This window comes from Streptomyces sp. NPDC026575, assembly GCF_055567415.1.
Genome location: NZ_JBVHQM010000022.1, coordinates 113,605 through 133,402, shown reverse-complemented (window position 1 = coordinate 133,402; position 19,798 = coordinate 113,605). Strand labels below are relative to the sequence as shown.

Genomic DNA, 19,798 nt, shown 5'->3' with positions numbered 1-19,798 from the left:
AGGGCTCTCCTTGGAACCGCCGGGCACCGCCGGGGTGTCATGCCACACACACCACCGCCACACCCGTCGCCGAGGCCACGCGCGTCCCGGCTCCGGTCCGCTCCCCCAGCTTCCGTCAGCCGCCCGCCCCGCACCCGTCGAACAGATCCATTCGCATCCGTCCGAGGAGCCCACGCTGTCCGGTGACACCCCGGCCGCCCGGCCGACGACGCTGCACCCCCCGCGAGCGCTGTGGTGCGGCATCCCCACTCAGACCGGCGTCCCCACCCAGACCGGCGGCGCCGCCCTGGCCCGCCCCGCGGCCCGGGGACTGGCCCGCCTCAACGCGCTGAGCTGCGACGACGCTCTTACCGCACTGCTCGGCTGCTGCCACAGCCGGCGCTGGGCCGAGCGGGTCGCGGCACACCGCCCGTACGCCGACACCGCGGCCCTGCTCGCCGCCTGCGACCAGGTCTGCGACGGCCTCCCGGCGGCCGACCTCGACGAGGCGCTCGCCGGCGAGTCCCGCCCCCCGCTGCCGCTGACCGCCGCCCGCGGCCCCGGCATGCTCGCCGCCCACACCGCGCTGCGCGCCGCGCACACCGAGTACGAGCGACGCTTCGGCCATGTCTTCGTGATCTGCCTGGACGGCCTGCACGAGGACGAGATCCTCGACGAGGTCCTGTGCGCCCTGCGCGCCCGGCTGGGCAACGCCCCCGCCCGGGAGCGCGCGGTCGCCGCCGACGAGCTGCGCCGAGTGGCCCGCGGCCGACTGGCCCGGCTGGCGGCCTGAGGGCGGCCCCCGGCGCCGCCGCGGCCCGAGCCGACCGCCGTCCGGCGCCCCGGAGCCCGGGTAGTGGCGCCGTACGCGCGGCAAATCGGCTTCCTCCCCGTGTGATAGCCCGTTGGTGCCTGTTTGATCACACCTAAGGACCCCCGCGCGAGGAACCGACAGCTCGTCGATACGATGACGAGCGGCCGGTGGACCGTACCCGGCCGGGCCCGACCGACAGAGAAGCCGGCGCGGCCCTAGTCCCCGCTCCCGGAGGGTTCTTCCGTGCCGGCTGGAACGCTGTACCGCGGCCGGGAAGGCATGTGGTCCTGGGTGGCTCATCGAGTCACCGGCGTCCTCATTTTCTTCTTCCTGTTCGTCCATGTCCTCGACACCGCACTCGTACGCGTCTCCCCCGAGGCCTACGACAACGTCGTTGCGACCTACAAGACGCCGATCGTCAACGTGATGGAGTACGGCCTGGTGGCCGCCATCCTCTTCCACGCGCTCAACGGCCTGCGCGTCATCGCCGTGGACTTCTGGGCCAAGGGCCCGAAGTACCAGAAGCAGATGCTGTGGACCGTCGTCGGCGTCTGGGTCGTGCTGATGGCCGGTGCCTTCTACCCCGTGCTGCAGCACACCCTGCGCACGCTGTTCGGGAGCTGACGCGAGATGTCTGCTGAAACCACCTCCGCAGGTGCCACCGCGGCGGGCGCGACCGACGGCGTCTCGCTCTACGACGTGGACAACCCGGCTCCGGTCATCGAGGCGCCGCGCAAGCGCACGAACAAGACCGGCAGCGCGTCTCGGGGCAACTTCGAGATGCAGGCCTGGCTGTTCATGCGGCTGTCCGGCATCGTGCTGGTCGTCCTGGTCCTGGGTCACCTGCTGATCCAGCTCGTCCTCGACGGCGGCGTCTCCAAGATCGGCTTCGCCTTCGTCGCCGGCCGCTGGGCCTCGCCGTTCTGGCAGGTCTGGGACCTGCTGATGCTGTGGCTGGCCATGCTGCACGGCGCCAACGGCCTGCGCACCGTCATCAACGACTACGCGCAGCGGGACAACACCCGCTTCTGGCTGAAGATGCTGCTGTACACCGCGACGGTGTTCACCGTCCTGCTGGGCACGCTGGTGATCTTCACCTTCGACCCGAACATCTCCTGAAGCCGGGGCTGACTGGAACCATGCAGATCCACAAGTACGACACCGTCATCGTCGGCGCCGGCGGCGCGGGAATGCGCGCGGCCATCGAGTCGACCAAGCGCAGCCGCACCGCGGTCCTGACGAAGCTCTACCCGACCCGCTCCCACACCGGCGCCGCCCAGGGCGGTATGGCCGCCGCCCTCGCGAACGTCGAGGAGGACAACTGGGAGTGGCACACCTTCGACACGATCAAGGGTGGCGACTACCTGGTCGACCAGGACGCCGCCGAGATCCTGGCGAAGGAGGCCATCGACGCGGTCCTCGACCTGGAGAAGATGGGCCTGCCGTTCGGCCGCACCCCCAAGGGTGAGATCGACCAGCGCCGCTTCGGCGGTCACTCCCGCAACCACGGCGAGGCCCCGGTCCGCCGTGCCTGCTACTCGGGCGACCGCACCGGCCACATGATCCTCCAGACGCTGTACCAGAACTGCGTCAAGGAGGGCGTGGAGTTCTTCAACGAGTTCTACGTCCTCGACCAGCTGATCGTCGAGGAAGCCGGCATCAAGAAGTCCGCGGGCGTCGTCGCGTACGAACTGGCCACCGGCGAGATCCACGTCTTCCAGGCGAAGTCGGTCATCTACGCCTCCGGCGGCACCGGCAAGTTCTTCAAGGTGACCTCCAACGCGCACACCCTCACCGGCGACGGCCAGGCGGCCTGCTACCGGCGTGGACTGCCGCTGGAGGACATGGAGTTCTTCCAGTTCCACCCGACCGGCATCTGGCGGATGGGCATCCTGCTGACGGAGGGCGCCCGTGGTGAGGGCGGCATCCTCCGCAACAAGGACGGCGAGCGCTTCATGGAGAAGTACGCGCCGGTCATGAAGGACCTCGCCTCGCGTGACGTCGTCTCGCGCTCCATCTACACGGAGATCCGCGAAGGCCGCGGCTGCGGTCCCGACGGCGACCACGTCTACCTGGACCTCACCCACCTGCCGCCGGAGCAGCTGGACGCCAAGCTCCCGGACATCACCGAGTTCGCGCGGACCTACCTCGGTATCGAGCCCTACACGGACCCGATCCCGATCCAGCCGACCGCGCACTACGCCATGGGCGGCATCCCGACCAACGTCGAGGGTGAGGTCCTGGCGGACAACACCACCGTCGTCCCGGGCCTGTACGCCGCCGGCGAGGTCGCCTGCGTCTCCGTGCACGGCGCCAACCGCCTGGGCACCAACTCGCTGCTGGACATCAACGTCTTCGGCCGCCGGGCCGGCATCGCGGCCGCCGAGTACTCGGCCACCACCGACTTCGCCGAGCTGCCCGAGAACCCGGCCCAGCAGGTCGTCGACCAGGTCGAGCGGCTGCGCAACTCCACCGGCACCGAGCGGGTCACCGAGATCCGCAACGAGCTGCAGGAGTGCATGGACGCCAACGTGATGGTGTTCCGCACCGAGCAGACGATCAAGACCGCGGTCGAGAAGATCGGCGAGCTGCGCGAGCGGTACCTGAACGTGTCCATCCAGGACAAGGGCAAGCGGTTCAACACCGACCTGCTGGAGGCCATCGAGCTGGGCAACCTGCTCGACCTGGCCGAGGTCATGGCGGTCTCCGCGCTGGCCCGCAAGGAGTCCCGCGGCGGTCACTACCGCGAGGACTACCCCAACCGCGACGACGTCAACTTCATGCGGCACACCATGGCGTACCGCGAGGTGGGCGCAGACGGCGCCGAGTCGATCCGCCTCGACTACAAGCCGGTCGTGCAGACCCGCTACCAGCCGATGGAGCGTAAGTACTGATGGCAACCCCGACCCTGGACAAGGCGGCCGAGGCCGGCCAGCCCGAGCCCGGCTTCGCCGACTCCCCGTACATCACCGTCACCCTCCGGATCCGCCGGTTCAACCCGGAGGTCTCCGAGGAGGCCAGCTGGCAGGACTTCCAGCTGGAGATCGACCCCAAGGAGCGCGTCCTGGACGCCCTCCACAAGATCAAGTGGGAGCAGGACGGTTCGCTGACCTTCCGCCGCTCCTGCGCCCACGGCATCTGCGGTTCGGACGCCATGCGGATCAACGGCCGCAACCGGCTGGCTTGCAAGACGCTGATCAAGGACATCAACCCGGAGAAGCCGATCACGGTGGAGGCCATCAAGGGCCTGACCGTGATGAAGGACCTTGTCGTCGACATGGAGCCCTTCTTCCAGGCGTACCGCGATGTGATGCCCTTCCTGGTCACGACGGGCAACGAGCCGACCCGCGAGCGCCTGCAGTCCCCCGAGGACCGCGAGCGCTTCGACGACACCACCAAGTGCATCCTGTGCGCCGCCTGCACGTCCTCGTGCCCGGTGTTCTGGAACGACGGCCAGTACTTCGGCCCGGCGGCGATCGTCAACGCGCACCGCTTCATCTTCGACTCGCGTGACGAGGCCGGTGAGCAGCGGCTGGAGATCCTCAACGACAAGGACGGCGTCTGGCGCTGCCGGACGACCTTCAACTGCACGGACGCCTGCCCGCGCGGTATCGAGGTCACCAAGGCGATCCAGGAAGTCAAGCGCGCGCTGATCACCCGCCGCTTCTGATCCCCTCGGCGATCCGGGCCCGGGTCCGGACGCCGATGAGCGCCGGCACGTTGCCGAGGGCCTCGCTTCCGTACAGCCGGAAGCGGGGCCCTTCGGCGTGCTCGGGCGCCGCCGCCGGATACACCAGCACCGGCGGCAGCTCCTCGTCGACCAGCGCCACCGGCTCGTCCCGGCAGAAGTACGACGGGACGAACACCAGCCCCCGGCCCTCCAGATGCAGCTCCCGTTCCACCGGGTAGTCGACCTCCAGTACCGGTGGCCGCCACCGCATCGCCGGCCCGAACGTCCGCAGCATCGCCTGCGCCCCGGACTGCGCCAGCGCATGCACCCGTAACGCCCGGTCGGCGCCCACCTGTTGGGCGATCCTCGGCCAGCTCGGGGCGATCGCCAGATGGTGGTACGTGCGCAGGCTGCGCGCGAGGTGCCGCAGCGCGGCCGGCTCCCCCGCCGCGATCCGACGCGCCCACCCCGGCAGCGCCCGGTGGCCGGACAGCAGCGTCACCTCGGCCCGCAGCCGTCTGCGCGAGGTGCTCATGACGGCCTCCAGCCCGGGTTCGACCCCGTCCAGCGCCGCGAACGGCGTGAGGAAGTCCGGGAAGTAGCCGTGCTGGGGCACCAGCGGCAGCAGCGTCCGCAGCGGCCCCGGGCCGTGCCGCACCGCATGCTGCCGCCAGCCGGCCAGCGCGGGCTCGGTACGGGACTCCCGCAGCGCGTGCAGGCTCAGCACCGTCTCCCACAGCGGGTCGGCCCCGTCGGCCACTCTCGTACGCGTCAGATCCTGTCCGGTGAAGTGCACTCGCAGCACATCAGCCCCCTGCGTCCCCGCCGTTCCCCCGAACGGCGTGCACACGAGGATCTGTCCGACAGGTGGCTTGTGGCAAGCGCTCGAACGGGTTCCGTTGGGCCCGCGCCGCCGGGCAGGGGCGGCTGCTCCCCGCTACTCCCCGTCCAGCACCTTGTCCAGGAAGGCGTCCAGATTCCGCATCGTGCGGGCGATCCGCTCCTCCAGCGGCAGCGTCTCCTCATGCCGCCCGGCGAGCTGGGAGCGCTTGCGGCCCCGGACGTAGAGCGAGCACGCCAGGTCGGCGCAGAGGTACGTCCCCACGGTGTTGCCCTGCCGCCCCGCCGGGCCGGCGCGGCGCGCGGCGAGCAGGGCGACGCCGGAGCCCGGGTGGCCGGTCACGCACACCGAGCACACCGTCGTCTTGGTGAAGGAGCGCCGCACGCCCTGCGGCACCCGCAGCGTCACCCCGATCAGGTCGTCGCCGCGCGGCGCGACCAGATAGCTCCGGTCCGGCGCACCGGGATCGCGCCACCCCAGGAAGTCCAGGTCCGCCCACGGCAGATCGGCCAGGCCCGCGGGCAGGTGGAGCCGACTCGCCTCCCCCTTCGAGCAGTTCACAAAAGAGGCACGTATCGCTTTTTCACCCACGGGATCCATGGCACCGAAGCTAACAACGCGACTGCGGCCCCGTCGCGCGAATTTCCTCGCGCGACGGGGCCGCAGGGGCGGTTTCCGGCCGGCTCAGCCCCAGGACTGGCCGCCGGAGCCGCCGCGGCGGCGGACGGCGAACACCACGCCGATGACGATCCCGGCGACGACCAGGACACCGAGGGCGATACCGCCGATGAGCATCACCTGGTCCTTGCCGCTCGCCGGCGGGTCGGGGTCGGCACCCTTGTCGGCGCCGGGGACGACGCCCTTCTGGGGCGCCTTGCCCTGCGGCATCGGCAGCGGCCCCTGCGCGGGACCGGCCGCGATGTCGCGCCGCAGGGCGGGGCCGGGCTGGATGAAGCCGTAGCCGTAGTGGCTGTCCGGCAGCTTGAGGTGCTTGTCCTTCTCGGCCTGGGCCAGGCCCGCGGTCTTCACCAGGCGGTTGGCGATCTGCCCGGGGGTGAGGTCGGGGAACTTCTGCTTGAGCAGGGCGGCGGCGGCGGAGACGTAGGCGGTGGCCGCGGAGCTGCCGTCGGCGGTGCGGTAGTCCGCGTCGCTCTTGCCCATGGCCACCGGGATCTTCACGCCGGGGGCGAGCAGGTCGAGGGTGGAGTTGGCGTTGTTGTCGTCGTCCGCCTCGCCGAACTGGTCGACCGCTCCGACGCCGATCACGCCGGGGCAGGCCGCCGGGTAGTTCTTCTTCGGCAGACCGTCGTTGCCGACACCGGCCACCACCACGACGCCCTTCTCCAGCGCGTAGTGGATCGCCGCGCAGTCGTCGGCGCCCGGGGTGCTCTCGACGTACGACATATTGATCACGTCGGCGCCGTGGTCCACGGCCCAGCGCGTGGCCGGCCCGGAGTTCTTGAACTCGGGGACCGGGAGGATCTTGGCGTCGGGTGCCAGTCCCCGCACGCCCGCGGAGCCGCCGGGGCCGTGTCCGTGGCCGGCGATGATCCCGGCCATCGCGGTCCCGTGGTCGCGGACGTCCTCCTTCGGCCCGAGGTGCTCGGCGTTCTCGTCCTGGGTGGCCTTGCCCCAGTCCGGCCCCGGCAGGAACTGCCCGGTCAGGTCCTGGTGCGTGGTGCGGAATCCGCTGTCGAGGACGGCCACCGTCACGCCCTTGCCGGTGGCCTCCTGCCACAGCTGACGGGCCCCGAACGCCTCCAGCGGCCACAGATCCTTGCGCACCTGGTCCGCGGATGCGGTTCCGCCCGCGGCCAGCAGCAGCGCCCCGGTCAGCGCAGCCCCCGCCGTCGCGCGCAGTGTTCGGGTGACCCTCATCCTTCGCTCCTTCTTGCTGTGCTGCCCGGGCGGCATTCGTTCCGTCCGAGAAATGGCCCCGCACTGCTGAGTGCGGGGCCATGCCTCATTGGCCGCATGCGACGTTAGCGCCGGCCTACTCGATGACGCGAGGGGCCACATTACGCTTCGAGGCCCAGGTCTCCTCGTCCTCGACGAGGTAATCGGGGCGCTGCCCGGTGGTGCGCTCCTTGTCGCCCTTCTTGTCCTTGCCCTTGGCACCGGCGGCGCCCGCCTGCATGCCGCCGCGGCTGCGGTGCAGACCGGAGCCGCCCTGCTTCGCACCGCCCGCCGGACCGCCCGGCCTGCCCATCAGACCGCCGCGGGTTCGCGCCTGCGGACCGCGTCCGGCCGCGCCCTTGGCGCCGCCGGCCTTGCCGGCCCCGCCCGCGGCACCCGGCATCCCGCCGCCGCGCACCCCGCCGGCGCCCGTGCCGCCACGGGGCACGCCGATGACGCCGGACGGGACCATGCCGCCGGGGAAGCCACCCGTACCGCCGGGCCCGCCGTGCGAGCCGCCGGTCGATCCGCCGCCGGGGCCGCCTCCGCCGACCGTCGGCGGGGCGAGGGTGCCGCCCTGGACGCTGTCGAGTCCGGTGTTCACCGGAAGCTCGGGCCGGCTGATCTTCGGGCCGTCGAACCCTTCCGGAACCGCGCCGCCGCCCGCCCCGTTGAGCCGGTTCGGCGCCGGCGCCGACGACGGCTTGGGGTGCGTGCCGCCGACCACCGGCATGTTCACCGGCGCGGGCGCGGGCCTGGAGGAGGGCTCCTTGGGCCAGTCGCCGCTGGGGCCGCCCGGATCGACGCCCTCGTGGAGGACCCCCGCGTGGCCGTCGTAGTTGGCGGCCAGCTCGTCCATCACGATGACCGCCTCGACCTGGCGCTCCTTGCTCAGGGACAGGCTGTCCCTGTTGAGCTCCAGCGCCATGCGGGTGTCCATCTTGGGGTCGGCCATGTCCCGCTTGAACTGGCTGTCGTCGCCGCTCTCGTCGGTCGCCCGGTCCACGACACCCGGGTCGTGGATCTTCGACATGGCCTTCTTGGCCTCGCGGAGGTTGTGGGCGACGCCGAGTTCGGGGCCCGTGGTGCGGGTGCCGATCAGCGTGCGCTCGACGACCCGGGCGTGGCCGTAGGTCCGGTCGATCTTCTCCAGGACCTTGCCGGCCTCCTTGCGGAACGCCTTGGCCGCCGAGCCCTCCCAGTGCGCGGTGGCGTGGTCGACGGCGTCCATGAACGCCTTGCGGATGCCACCGCTGCCGTCCTGGCCCGCGAGCCGGTCGGCGGAGGCGCGCCAGTGTCCGCCGGAGGTCTCGATCGTGTCGGGGTTGGCGTTCTCGATCATCGCCCGGAGCGCGTCGAGGCCGTGGTGGTGGAAGTCGGAAGGAGACCGCCGGGTGGGGGTGTGCCCCTTGAACGACTTCAGCCGCTCGTCCCGCTCGTGCTCCTTGCGCTGCCGCTCCATCGCCTTGGCGCTCTCCATCTCCTGCTTGGCGTCAACCACGCAGGCCCCCCTTCGTCTTCATCTCCGCCTCTCGTGCGTGCATCGCCCCGGCCCGTCAGCCGTTCATCGAGGTCTTGGCGTCGTGCTCCTGGTCCTCGTACGCGCCCCGGCTGGCTTCCGTCTTCTCACCGAACTTGTGGATGAGGTCCTGGAGCGCGTTGATGACCTGCGACATGTACTCCTGCATGTCGTCGTGGGCACCGGCGAGGTCGTTCGCTTCGAGGAAGTTGATCCCGAACGCGGACTTCGGGATCGTGGTGCTGTACTTCACCTTCTGGCTGGGCTCGTCCATGTCGGCCCGCAGGCGCCTGAGCTGGCGTACGACGCCGTCCAGTTCGTCGAGATCGACCTTGAACCGCTCACTCATTTACCGCTCCCCGTTTCCCCGCGTGCCCCGCTCGCCCCCTCGCACCGCCTATGAATCCGCCACGCTAAGGGCAATATAAAGTCAATAAATACTAGGGAGTCGGCCCCCTCGATCGCAAGATCGAAAGTCAGGATCTGTCCGATTTAGTGCGGGATCGCACCACACTTTGTCGACGGGTTGTTACCTGGGCGGCGCAACCTCTGCACAGCCCGATCACGCCCGCAGAGCGGCCAGTTCGACCACCGTGACGTCCGGCGGCGCCCCCACCCGTACGGGCGGACCCCACGCACCCGCGCCGCGCGTGACGTAGAGCTGGGTGTCGCCGTAGCGCTCCAGACCGGCGACGGTGGGGTTGGTGGCCTCGGCGACATAGGTGAAGGGCCACATCTGCCCGCCGTGGGTGTGCCCGGAGAGCTGCAGGTCCACGCCGTAGCGGACGGTGTCGTGGATGGTGACCGGCTGATGGGCCAGCAGGACGGCGGCCCGGGAGGGGTCCCGGTCGCCCAGGGCCCGTTCGTAGTCCGGACCCGCGTGCTCGCGCGCGCCGGCCAGGTCGTTGATGCCCGCGAGGTCGAACCCGGGCAGCTCGGTGCGCGCGTTCTCCAGCGGGTGGATCCCCAACTCCCTTACGTGGTCGACCCATTGGGCGGCGCCCGAGTAGTACTCGTGGTTGCCGGTGACGAAGTAGGCGCCGTGCCGGGAGCGCAGCTCGCGCAGCGGCTCCGCGGCCGGGGCGAGGTCGGCGACGCCGCCGTCGACCAGGTCGCCGACGATGGCCACCAGATCGGGAGCGGTCCGGTTGATCGTCTCGACCACGCGCCGGGTGTGGGCGCGGCCGAGCGTCGGCCCCAGGTGGATGTCGCTGACGACGGCGATGCGGAAGCCGTGTGCGGCGCGCGGCAGTTTGGCCAGCGGAACGGTGACCCGTTTGACGGACGGGCCGCGCAGCGTCGTCGCCGTGCCGTACCCGACGGTGGCCGCGGCGGCCAGGGACGCGCCGGCCGCGACCGCCCGCGCCAGGAACAGCCGCCGGGGCGGCGCGGGGAGCGGCGGCAGCGCGGGCGTACCGGGCGGCAGGAGGGTGGGGGCCGAGGAGGGGGCCGGGGCGGAGGGCGGATCGGCGGGGGCCTTCCGTGCCGGGACGGCGGCCGACGCCGCCGAGGCGGCCGCGGGGGCCTCCGCCCCGCCGGCCTCACCCGCCCGGGACACCCGCGGCCACACCGCCCGTACGGCCTCCCCCGCCAGCAGCCCAAGCGTCAGATAGACCACCAGCGCCAGCCAGAGGTATCCGGGCCAGGCGAGCGCCTGTTGGACGGCGAAGGGCAGGCCGACGCGTCCGGAGAGCGGTGCGGCCAGCGCGATCAGCGGCAGCGCGCAGAGCGCGGCGGTGCCCGCACGGCGCGGCCGGCCGCCCGGCGCGGTGGTGTCGCGGACGAGCCGGCACCACAGGTACCGGTGCACGCCGAAGAACAGCCCGAGAACCGGGACCACGATCAGGGCGAAGATCACGGCGCCTCCCCTGGCAGTTGCGTGCTCTCCCAGCGGAGCACGCTATAGCCCCGGCCGAGCGGGACCGCCACGGGCACGCGGACCGGCCGGGCACCCGGCGGCGCGGCCGACCGCGTCCGGCCGGCGGGAAGGCGGGTCAGCACCGCCGAGCCCAGGGCGGAATCGAGCAGCGTGGCCAGATAGCCGCCGTGCACCGTGCCGTCACCCTCACCGGCCCCGGCACGCTCCGCCGCGCCTTCCCCGCCTGGTTCACCGGCTACGTCTTCGCCCAGCGCCGATGAACCGGCGCCCAACTCGGGGAAACCGCACGGCCGTCGGCGGCATCCTGGGTACCGCACGCACCGCACGGCACTCCCGGATCCCGGAGACGAGGCACTCATGGCGACCACCACACCCGACCCGCGCCACGGCGGCACCCGGGACGGCTCGGACGACGGAGCACACGGCGCCACGCCGCCGGACCGGCAGGACCGGATCGTCGCGACCATGACCGCCCTCCAGGCGGACCTGGCCCGCTCCGAGGGCAAGGCGAGCCTGCTGCTGGCCTTATCCGGGGCGGCGCTGGTCGCACTGGTCTCGGCGGCCGGCGGCCTCCGCCTGCCGGTGCCCGCCGCCGTGGCCGGGGCGCTCGGCACCGCCGCGCTGCTGGCCGCGACCGCGCTGCTGCTGCTCGCGGTCCGCCCCGACCTCGGGGGCGGTGGCTGGACCAGCTGGTCCCGGCTGAGCGTCGAGCAGCTGCGCGAGCGGCTGGCGTCCGGCTACCAGGTGGACCATCTGAGGTTCATGGCCGCCCTCGCCGCCCGGAAGTTCCGGCTGATCCGGGCGGCGGTGGACTGCCTGCTCGCCGGCCTGGGCCTGCTGGCACTGACGGCCGTGCTGATGCGGACGGCCTGACCGGCCGCCCCCCGCCGCGGGACACGGGGCCACCGGCCGGATACTGGCAGGACAAGGCTCCCCCGCAGCTAAGGACACACCCCATGAAGCTCAGCCGCCCGGTCTCCTGGTTCCTCCTCGCCTTCGGCGTCTGGTCATGGGTGGTGTGGACGACCTTCGTCAAGAATCTGATCAAGGACGCCAGCGGGCTGGCCTTCGATCACGGGAGCCCCACGGCGTACTTCTGGGTCCACCTCGTCCTCGCCATCACCTCGTTCCTCCTGGGCACCGCCATCGGCGTGATCGGCTTCCGGGGCCTGCGCGCACTGCGCCGGGAGTCGGCGGGGACGGCGGGCACGGCGGCGAAGGGCTGACCGCGTCGCGCACCCGCTCCGGCGGCCGGGGCCCGCGGGCGGCTGAGGCCCGCGCCCCCTCTTCCCGCGCGGGCCGTGTCGCCGTACCGTCGAAACATGGCCCGTAGGCCCGCAGGGGATTCCCTGCGGTAGTCACCCGCCCCGACCGCTCGACCGTCCAGGTCACCGCGGCCGGGGCGGTCGCTTGAGTGCCGTTCGCCTCCGCCATGGCCCCACCGGACGCCGGGCTCGGCGCCGGACTCCCCTCGGCCCTCCCGCGCCCCGGCGCCCGCCATGAGTGATGTCACATCCCGGACGGACTGCTTTGGGCCCCTGATGTGGGATCCCAACCGGACCGGCTGACGTCTTTGAACCCGTGGACTGTCTGCCGATCCGGCAGCCGGGCGGCAACACGCACGGTCTCTTACGCTCCGACCTGCTCTTTCCTCCAGTCCCCGCGGTGATGGCCAGTTATTTGTGAAAGGTGAGCCAGATGAACCAGCTCCACCCCCCGAAGGCGAGCGGGAATCAGCACACGGGGCGGGAGGGCGTGATGCGTTCCAGTAGGGGCAGCGGCTCCATCCGGCGGTCCGCAGGGGCACTCTTCCGTGGGGTGCTGTCGGCATCACGGGCAATGGGGGGTACGTTCAGCGACGTGCCGACGACCTTCCGTGCCTCCCCGGCTTCCCCGACCCCGATCACACCGACCGCCTCCACCGCGCCGAGCACCGCCGGCGTACCCGGTGGCGCCGGACGTGCGGCGCGCAGCGGCCTTCCCGTGCGCACCGTCGCCGCACTGGCCGCCTCCGGGCTGCTGGCCACGCCGCTGCTGGCCGGCACCGCGTACGCCGATCCCAAGGCACCCGCGCCACCGGCGAAGATGTCGCAGATCGGCGGGGACCGGCTGGGCACGCCCGGCGTCCAGGTGCAGCCCAGGCCCGGTGCGCCCAAGCTGCCGGGGCCGGACGCGCTGACCGCCCGCTCGTGGATCGTCTCCGACGCCGAGTCGGGCAAGGTGCTGGCCGCCAAGAACCCGCACTGGCAGCTGGCGCCGGCCAGCACGCTGAAGATGCTGTTCGCGGACACCGTGCTGCCGAAGTTCCCCAAGGACCGGAAGTACACCGTCAAACCCGCCGACCTGGCGGGCATGGGCGTGGGCAGCAGCCTGGTCGGGATAAAGGAGAACCTGACCTACACGGTTCACGATCTGTGGCTCGGGGTCTTCCTGCGCTCCGGCAACGACGCGGTGCACACCCTCTCGGCGATGAACGGCGGAACGGAGGCCACCGTCATGCAGATGCAGAAGCACGCAAAGGAACTCAACGCCAACGACACCCATGTGGTGACGCCCGACGGGTACGACGCGCCGGGGCAGGTCTCCAGCGCCTACGACCTGAGCCTGTTCGCCCGGTCGGGCCTGGCGAACGCCGACTTCCGCGAGTACTGCTCGACGGCGTTCGCGCAGTTCCCCGGGGACAAGGGCAAGGACGGCAAGCGGGCAACGTTCGGCATCCAGAACACCAACCGACTGCTCAGCGGCGATTACGACATGAAGCCGTACCCGGGCATCGCGGGGGTGAAGAACGGCTCGACCACCAACGCCGGGTCGACCTTCACCGGCGTGGCCCAACGGGGCGAGCGCAAGCTGCTGGTGACGGTCATGAACCCGGCGAAGAAGGAGCACAACGAGGCATACAAGGAAGCCGCCAAGCTCCTCGACTGGGGCTTCGCCGCGGCCGACAAGGTCGAGCCGGTCGGCCGGCTCGTCGGGCCGCGGAGCGAGGACGACGGCACCGGCGCGGAGGGCCCCAAGTCCAAGGGCGCGCACGAGAGCACCCAGGCCGGGCTCAACAGCACCGGCGGCGGGGGCGGCGCCTGGACCGCGATCGCGGTCGCCGGGGGCGCGATGGCCCTGATCGGTGCCGTGGCCCTGCTGGTGCACCGCCGCCGGCCGCTGCCGGAACTGGTACGGGGCCGCGGTCGCGGGCGGCGCTCGGGGCGCTGATCCGGACCCGGCCGGAGCCGGGGCGGGACTGATGCCGCGTCATGCGCTCGCCCGCCCCGCCGCCCCGTCCGGGCCCTCACCCGCCCCGCCGCTCTCCGCGCCGTCGGCGCCCTGCGCGCCGCCCTTCTCCTCGTCGCCCTGCTCGTCACCCGTCCCGTCGCTCTTCTCCCCGGCCACGGCGGTCCAAGAGGCGCAGTACACCAGCAGCTTGGCGGTGAAGTTGATCCACAGCAGCAGGGCGATCGGGGTGCCGAAGGCGCCGTAGACGTTGCGTGCGGCGACGCCCCGGAGGTAGCCGCTCAGCAGCAGTTTCAGCAGCTCGAAGCCGACGGCGCCCAGGAAGCTGGCGACCACGACGACACGGCGCCGGGGGCGGACACCGGGGAGCCTGGTCAGGACATAGGCGAGCAGCACGAAGTCCGCGAGCACCGCGATGCAGAAGCCGGCGGTCTTGAGCAGGACGGCGCCGATGCCGTCCTCGGGCAGGCCGATCGCGTCGGCCGCCCTGTCGACCGCCGCGGTCGCGAAGGCCGAGCAGCCCAGCGAGAGCATCGCGACACCGCCGAGTCCCAGCAGCACAGCGCCGTCACGGAGCTTGCCGAGGAAGAAGTTGGTGTCCTCGTCGCCCTTCTCCCATACGGCGCGCAGGCAGTCGCGCAGCGAATCGACCCAGCCCAGGCCGGTCAGCAGCAGCGCGGCGCCGGCGACCAGACCGACGGTGGCGGCGTTGTCGACGAGGGCGACCAGATCGAGCTGGCCGGAGATGCCGGGGACCTGTTCGGCGAGCTTCTCCTGCAGCTTGTGCAGCTGGCCGTCGCTGAGCAGCGCGGCGCCGATCGCGGCGGCGACGGTGAGCAGCGGGAAGAGCGCGACGAAGCTGGTGAAGGTGATCGCGGCGGCGAGCCTGGTCCAGTGCACCCGCAGCATGCGTTCGTAGGCGCGCCACAGGTGGGTGGTCATCAGCAGGCGGACGGCCGGTCCGATCACCGGAAGCTTGCTCAACCACTCCATGGCGAATCCCCTCGTGCCCCAGTCGCCCGCCGTGCCGGGCGGGTCGTACGGCCGGTGCTCCGGCCGATCCGGAACCCTAGCGTCCGCGTACCCCGGAAAGGCGTCGGCTCATACGTCGGCGCCCGGAGAGGGGAATGGCGATACGTGACGTCGAAACTACGCCACGTAACGGGGCGCGCCGCTCAGCAGGACGGCGCGGGCGGGCGGGAGAGGTCCACCGCCTGGCGCGGCACACCGCTGGTGTGCGGGCCGAAGGGGTACTCCCGCTCCAGGCGCCACACCGCGTCCGCGCCCTGCTCGTACAGGGCGAAGCCGCCGATCGTCCAGGTCGCGCTGAAGTCGCCGAGCTCGCTCTGGGCGCGGTCCATGGCGTCCTCGGCGATGCCGTGGGCGACCGTGACATGCGGGTGGTAGGGGAACTGCAGCTCGCGGGCGCAGGGGCCGGAGGCGGCGCGTACCCGGGCCTGGAGGGCGGTGCAGCCCGCCTCGCCCTCGGCGACCCTGACGAAGACGACCGGGGAGAGCGGGCGGAAGGTGTCGGTGCCTTCCAGGCGGAGCGGGAAGGGGCGGAAGGCGGCCGCGACCGCGGCGAGGTGGCGTTCGATGCCGGGCAGCGCCTCGGTGTGGACCTCGGTCGGCGGGAGGAGGGTGATGTGCGTGGGGATGCCGTGTGCGGCGGGGTCCCCGAAGCTCTCGCGCTTCCGCTGCAGGAAGCTGCCGTACGGCTCCGGGACCGCGATCGAAACGCCCAGCGTTACGGTCCCCACTGCGTTCTCCCTCCTGACGTGTGTGCGGCACGCTCGCGCACCCTCATAGTGTGCCGGGTGCGCGCCCCTTGCGGGGAGCGTCCCCTGCCCTGTGACAAACAGGGCCTCGGGCCCCCGGAGGCGGGGACCCGGGGCTCTGTGCGGACCGTCCGGCGGGTCCGTGCGGCCGCGCGGACGAGTCCCGTCAGTGCTTGGCCGGCAGCAGTCCGAGCCGGTCATAGGCGGTGGCGAGGGTCTCGGCGGCGACCGCGCGGGCCTTCTCCGCACCCTTGGCCAGGATCGAGTCCAGCGTCTCGGGGTCGTCCAGATATTCCTGGGTGCGGTCCCGGAACGGTGTGACGAATTCGACCATCACCTCGGCGAGGTCGGTCTTGAGGGCGCCGTACATCTTGCCCTCGTACTCCTGCTCCAGCTCCGGGATCGAGGTGCCCGTGAGGGAGGAGTAGATCGTCAGGAGGTTGGAGACGCCCGGCTTGTTCTCGGCGTCGTAGCGGATCACCGTGTCGGTGTCGGTGACCGCGCTCTTGACCTTCTTCGCCGTCGCCTTCGGCTCGTCCAGGAGGTTGATCAGGCCCTTCGGCGTGGACGCCGACTTGCTCATCTTGATCGACGGGTCCTGGAGGTCGTAGATCTTGGCCGTCTCCTTGAGGATGTACGGCGCCGGGATCGTGAAGGTGTCGCCGTAGCGGCCGTTGAAGCGCTCGGCGAGGTCGCGGGTCAGCTCGATGTGCTGGCGCTGGTCCTCGCCCACCGGGACCTGGTGGGCCTGGTAGAGGAGGATGTCGGCGACCTGGAGGACCGGGTACGTGAACAGGCCGACGGAGGCGCGGTCGGCGCCCTGCTTGGCGGCCTTGTCCTTGAACTGGGTCATCCGGGATGCCTCGCCGAAGCCGGTGAGGCAGTTCATGACCCAGCCGAGCTGGGCGTGCTCGGGCACATGGCTCTGCACGAAGAGCGTGCAGCGCTCGGGGTCGAGGCCGGCGGCCAGCAGCTGGGCGGCCGCGATCCGGGTGTTCTGCCGCAGCTCCGCCGGGTCCTGCGGAACGGTGATCGCATGCAGGTCGACGACCATGTAGAAGGCGTCGTGGGACTCCTGCAGCGCTACCCACTGGCGGACGGCGCCGAGGTAGTTGCCGAGGTGGAAGGAGCCGGCGGTGGGCTGAATGCCGGAGAGCACACGCGGACGATCGAGAGCCATGGCACCGATTGTCTCAGGTCGCGCGTGCTCCCCGGCGCGTGGCCGGGAAATACCCCGGGGCCCCGCGCGCCCGGGACCGCGGGGGCCCCGGGCGCCGGCGTCGCGGGCTCAGCCGCCGATCGGCAGGCCCGGCGCCGGATAGGCCGCCATCAGCTCGGCGACCTCCCCGCGGATGGCCCCCAGCGCCGCCTCGTCGCCCTCGGCCGCGGCCCGTACGGCCCGGTCGATCCACTCCGCGACCTGCGGCATCCGGTCCGTGCCCAGACCGCGGGAGGTCAGCGAGGGGGTGCCGATGCGGATGCCGGAGGGGTCGAAGGGCTTGCGCGGGTCGAACGGGACGGTGTTGTAGTTGACGACGATGCCGGCCCGGTCCAGGGCCTTCGCGGCGACCTTGCCGGGGACGCCCTTGGAGGTCAGGTCGATCAGCACCAGGTGGTTGTCGGTGCCGCCGGAGACCAGGTCGTGGCCGCGGGCCAGCAGCGCCTCGGCGAGCGCCCTGGCGTTGGCGACGACGGCGTGCGCGTACTGTCGGAAGGACGGGGCGGCCGCCTCGTGCAGGGCGACCGCGATGGCGGCGGTGGTGTGGTTGTGCGGGCCGCCCTGGAGGCCCGGGAAGACGGCCTTGTCCAGGGCCTTGGCGTGGCTCGCCCGGGACATCAGCATCGCGCCGCGCGGCCCGCGCAGGGTCTTGTGCGTGGTCGTGGAGATCACGTCGGCGTGCGGTACGGGCGAGGGGTGGGCGCCGCCCGCGATCAGGCCGGCGATATGCGCGATGTCCGCGACGAGGACCGCGTCGACCTCCCGCGCGATCTCGCCGAAGGCGGCGAAGTCGATGGTGCGGGGGACGGCCGTGCCACCACAGAAGATGATCTTCGGGCGTTCCTTGCGGGCGAGGTCGCGCACCTCGTCGAAGTCGATGAGCCCGCTGTCGGCGCGTACGCCGTACTGGACGCCGCGGAACCAGGTGCCGGTGGCCGAGACGCCCCACCCGTGGGTGAGGTGGCCGCCCATCGGCAGCGCCATGCCCAGCACGGTGTCGCCGGGCTCGGCGAAGGCCAGGTACGCGGCGAGGTTGGCGGGCGAGCCGGAGTACGGCTGGACGTTGGCGTGTTCGACGCCGAAGACGGCCTTGGCGCGCTCGACGGCCAGCGTCTCGACGCGGTCGATGTTCTGCTGGCCTTCGTAGTAGCGACGGCCCGCGTACCCCTCGCTGTACTTGTTCTGAAGGACCGTGCCGGTGGCTTCCAGGACGGCGGCGGAGACGTAGTTCTCGCTGGGGATCAGCCGCAGGGTGTCGGCCTGGAGCCGCTCCTCGGCGCCCACCAGGGCGGCGAGTTCGGGATCGGCGGCGTGCAGCGCGGGATGGGAAAGGGGCAGTGACATGGCGTCCTCCGGGGCGCTCGATCGGTGGTCCGGTCGGGTCCCGGGTGCCCAGGCGGGCGGCACCTCGTGATGGCGTCCTCGCACCGCTCCCTCGGGGTCGATTCCCCGCACGCCAGTCGCGGTGCGCACCGCCGAGTCTAGGGCCTTTCCGACCCCGACCCATCGGACAGGCCCTAGGGGGTGCCGCCCGGGGGTGCCTCGCCTCTCCGCGTATGCCCGCCGGTGCCGGAACACCGAACCACCCCAACGGCTTCCGAACAAACCGCCCACGCGGCAAGATAGAGGGGCATCTCGATGCATATGCCCCGTACGGCCTACCGAACGGAGTCACCGGTGACGTCAACGGAACGCAGCATCGCCGCCGCCGAAGCCCACAGCGCGCACAACTACCACCCGCTGCCCGTCGTCGTGGCCACCGCCGAGGGCGCCTGGATGACGGATGTGGCGGGCCGGCGCTATCTGGACATGCTCGCCGGGTACTCCGCGCTGAACTTCGGGCACGGCAACCGCCGTCTGCTGGACGCCGCCAAGGCCCAGCTGGAACGGGTCACGCTCACCTCGCGCGCCTTCCACCACGACCGGTTCGCGGACTTCTGCGCCGCGCTGGCCGAACTGTGCGGCATGGAGCTGGTGCTGCCGATGAACACCGGCGCCGAGGCGGTCGAGACGGCCGTGAAGACGGCCCGCAAGTGGGGCTACGAGGTGAAGGGCGTCCCGGACGGCCGGGCCAGGATCATCGTCGCGGAGAACAACTTCCACGGCCGGACCACCACCATCGTCTCCTTCTCCACCGACCCCGAGGCCCGCGCCGGCTTCGGTCCGTACACCCCCGGCTTCGAGATCGTCCCGTACGGCGACCTGGCGGCGCTGGAGGCGGCCGTCGACGACCACACCGTCGCCGTCCTGCTGGAGCCGATCCAGGGCGAGGCGGGCGTGCTGGTGCCGCCGCCGGGCTACCTGGCAGGCGTGCGGGAGCTGACCCGCCGCCGGAACGTGCTGTTCATCGCCGACGAGATCCAGTCCGGGCTGGGCCGCACGGGCCGGACCTTCGCCTGCGAGCACGAGGGCGTGGTGCCCGACATGTACGTCCTGGGCAAGGCGCTGGGCGGCGGAGTGGTGCCGGTGTCGGCGGTGGTCTCCTCCCGCGAGGTGCTCGGGGTCTTCGCACCCGGCGAGCACGGCTCGACGTTCGGCGGCAACCCGCTCGCCTGCGCGGTGGCGCTGGAGGTCATCGCGATGCTGCGGACCGGTGAACTCCAGCAGCACGCCGCGGAGTTGGGCGAGCATCTGCACGGCGAGCTGAGGCTGCTGGTGGGCGACGGCACGGTGGACGCGGTACGCGGCCGCGGGCTGTGGGCGGGCGTGGACATCAACCCCGCGCGCGGCACCGGACGGTACGTCTCCGAGCAGCTGATGGCCCGGGGCGTGCTGGTCAAGGACACCCACGGCGCGACGATCCGGATCGCCCCGCCGCTGGTGATCAGCAAGGAGGACCTGGACTGGGGGCTGGCCCGGCTGCGGGAGGTCCTGGAGGGGTAGCGCGGCTGCCGCGAGCACGCAGCGGGCGACCGGCGGGCCGAGGGCCCTGGCCGCTCGCTGCGCCATGCCGCGGGCGGGCGGACGCGCCGGCG

General features: G+C 71.9%; 19 protein-coding genes and 1 riboswitch. Of the genes, 9 read left to right on the top strand and 10 right to left on the bottom strand.

Annotated elements, in window-relative coordinates; genetic code table 11:
- The first annotated feature begins 34 nt into the window (after positions 1-34).
- The 5 genes from ACZ4NB_RS28020 (at position 35) to ACZ4NB_RS28000 (ending at position 4,463) form a co-directional block, all read left to right on the top strand.
- Entirely contained in the window at positions 35-772 is a 738-nt protein-coding gene (locus ACZ4NB_RS28020) for a 2-oxo-4-hydroxy-4-carboxy-5-ureidoimidazoline decarboxylase (protein WP_467665811.1), read from the top strand.
- Between the two features lie 264 nt (positions 773-1,036).
- Entirely contained in the window at positions 1,037-1,417 is a 381-nt protein-coding gene (gene sdhC, locus ACZ4NB_RS28015) for a succinate dehydrogenase, cytochrome b556 subunit (protein ID WP_129250783.1), read from the top strand.
- Positions 1,418-1,423: 6 nt separating this feature from the next.
- Positions 1,424-1,912: a succinate dehydrogenase hydrophobic membrane anchor subunit gene (locus ACZ4NB_RS28010; protein WP_399148315.1), complete on the top strand. Its 489-nt coding sequence runs from the start codon at positions 1,424-1,426 to the stop codon at positions 1,910-1,912.
- Between the two features lie 20 nt (positions 1,913-1,932).
- A complete protein-coding gene (gene sdhA, locus ACZ4NB_RS28005; protein WP_467665810.1) occupies positions 1,933-3,687 on the top strand; it encodes a succinate dehydrogenase flavoprotein subunit in 1,755 nt (584 codons plus the stop codon).
- Positions 3,687-4,463: a succinate dehydrogenase iron-sulfur subunit gene (locus ACZ4NB_RS28000; RefSeq protein WP_467665809.1), complete on the top strand. Its 777-nt coding sequence runs from the start codon at positions 3,687-3,689 to the stop codon at positions 4,461-4,463. Before sdhA ends, ACZ4NB_RS28000 begins: the two co-directional genes overlap by 1 nt.
- Here ACZ4NB_RS28000 and ACZ4NB_RS27995 read toward each other — a convergent pair.
- From ACZ4NB_RS27995 to ACZ4NB_RS27970, 6 genes are all read right to left on the bottom strand, one after another.
- Positions 4,447-5,268: a DUF5937 family protein gene (locus ACZ4NB_RS27995; RefSeq protein WP_467665808.1), complete on the bottom strand. Its 822-nt coding sequence runs from the start codon at positions 5,266-5,268 to the stop codon at positions 4,447-4,449. The two genes, ACZ4NB_RS28000 and ACZ4NB_RS27995, sit on opposite strands and share 17 nt — an antisense overlap.
- Before the next feature lie 132 nt (positions 5,269-5,400).
- On the bottom strand, positions 5,401-5,904 hold the full coding sequence (locus tag ACZ4NB_RS27990; RefSeq protein ID WP_467665807.1) for an FBP domain-containing protein: 504 nt from the start codon (positions 5,902-5,904) through the stop codon (positions 5,401-5,403).
- Positions 5,905-5,988: 84 nt separating this feature from the next.
- Positions 5,989-7,182 carry a S8 family serine peptidase gene (locus ACZ4NB_RS27985; protein ID WP_467665806.1) on the bottom strand — a complete coding sequence of 398 codons (1,194 nt, stop codon included), beginning with the start codon at positions 7,180-7,182 and terminating at the stop codon, positions 5,989-5,991.
- Positions 7,183-7,297: 115 nt separating this feature from the next.
- On the bottom strand, positions 7,298-8,701 hold the full coding sequence (locus tag ACZ4NB_RS27980; RefSeq protein ID WP_467665805.1) for a hypothetical protein: 1,404 nt from the start codon (positions 8,699-8,701) through the stop codon (positions 7,298-7,300).
- Positions 8,702-8,756: 55 nt separating this feature from the next.
- Positions 8,757-9,068: a hypothetical protein gene (locus ACZ4NB_RS27975; RefSeq protein ID WP_393497319.1), complete on the bottom strand. Its 312-nt coding sequence runs from the start codon at positions 9,066-9,068 to the stop codon at positions 8,757-8,759.
- Between the two features lie 213 nt (positions 9,069-9,281).
- Positions 9,282-10,577 (bottom strand): metallophosphoesterase, encoded by a 1,296-nt coding sequence (locus ACZ4NB_RS27970; RefSeq protein WP_467665804.1) that lies wholly within the window; start codon positions 10,575-10,577, stop codon positions 9,282-9,284.
- 378 nt (positions 10,578-10,955) lie between these two features.
- Here ACZ4NB_RS27970 and ACZ4NB_RS27965 point away from each other — a divergent pair, with 378 nt between their 5' ends.
- The 3 genes from ACZ4NB_RS27965 to ACZ4NB_RS27955 all read left to right on the top strand — a co-directional run bounded on the left by ACZ4NB_RS27965 (position 10,956) and on the right by ACZ4NB_RS27955 (position 13,808).
- The gene (locus tag ACZ4NB_RS27965) at positions 10,956-11,471 is read left to right on the top strand and encodes a Pycsar system effector family protein (protein WP_467665803.1); all 516 of its coding nucleotides are present in this window, start codon (positions 10,956-10,958) and stop codon (positions 11,469-11,471) included.
- Positions 11,472-11,554: 83 nt separating this feature from the next.
- Complete coding sequence (locus tag ACZ4NB_RS27960; protein WP_467665802.1) at positions 11,555-11,824, top strand: SCO4848 family membrane protein; 270 nt, start codon at positions 11,555-11,557, stop codon at positions 11,822-11,824.
- A gap of 532 nt (positions 11,825-12,356) precedes the next feature.
- Positions 12,357-13,808 carry a D-alanyl-D-alanine carboxypeptidase family protein gene (locus ACZ4NB_RS27955; protein ID WP_467665801.1) on the top strand — a complete coding sequence of 484 codons (1,452 nt, stop codon included), beginning with the start codon at positions 12,357-12,359 and terminating at the stop codon, positions 13,806-13,808.
- Between the two features lie 39 nt (positions 13,809-13,847).
- Here the strand turns inward: ACZ4NB_RS27955 and ACZ4NB_RS27950 are convergent, their stop codons facing one another.
- The 4 genes from ACZ4NB_RS27950 to ACZ4NB_RS27935 form a co-directional block, all read right to left on the bottom strand.
- Complete coding sequence (locus ACZ4NB_RS27950) at positions 13,848-14,819, bottom strand: YihY/virulence factor BrkB family protein (protein ID WP_467665800.1); 972 nt, start codon at positions 14,817-14,819, stop codon at positions 13,848-13,850.
- 182 nt (positions 14,820-15,001) lie between these two features.
- Positions 15,002-15,586, bottom strand: coding sequence for a 2'-5' RNA ligase family protein (locus ACZ4NB_RS27945; RefSeq protein ID WP_467665799.1), 585 nt, complete (start codon positions 15,584-15,586; stop codon positions 15,002-15,004).
- 184 nt (positions 15,587-15,770) lie between these two features.
- Positions 15,771-16,784 carry a tryptophan--tRNA ligase gene (trpS, locus tag ACZ4NB_RS27940; RefSeq protein WP_467665798.1) on the bottom strand — a complete coding sequence of 338 codons (1,014 nt, stop codon included), beginning with the start codon at positions 16,782-16,784 and terminating at the stop codon, positions 15,771-15,773.
- 108 nt (positions 16,785-16,892) lie between these two features.
- Positions 16,893-18,167, bottom strand: coding sequence for a serine hydroxymethyltransferase (locus ACZ4NB_RS27935; RefSeq protein WP_467665797.1), 1,275 nt, complete (start codon positions 18,165-18,167; stop codon positions 16,893-16,895).
- 39 nt (positions 18,168-18,206) lie between these two features.
- A riboswitch (ZMP/ZTP riboswitch) is annotated at positions 18,207-18,297 on the bottom strand.
- A gap of 170 nt (positions 18,298-18,467) precedes the next feature.
- Between ACZ4NB_RS27935 and rocD the strand changes: the two genes are divergently transcribed.
- Positions 18,468-19,706: an ornithine--oxo-acid transaminase gene (gene rocD, locus ACZ4NB_RS27930; RefSeq protein WP_467665819.1), complete on the top strand. Its 1,239-nt coding sequence runs from the start codon at positions 18,468-18,470 to the stop codon at positions 19,704-19,706.
- Positions 19,707-19,798: the final 92 nt, after the last annotated feature.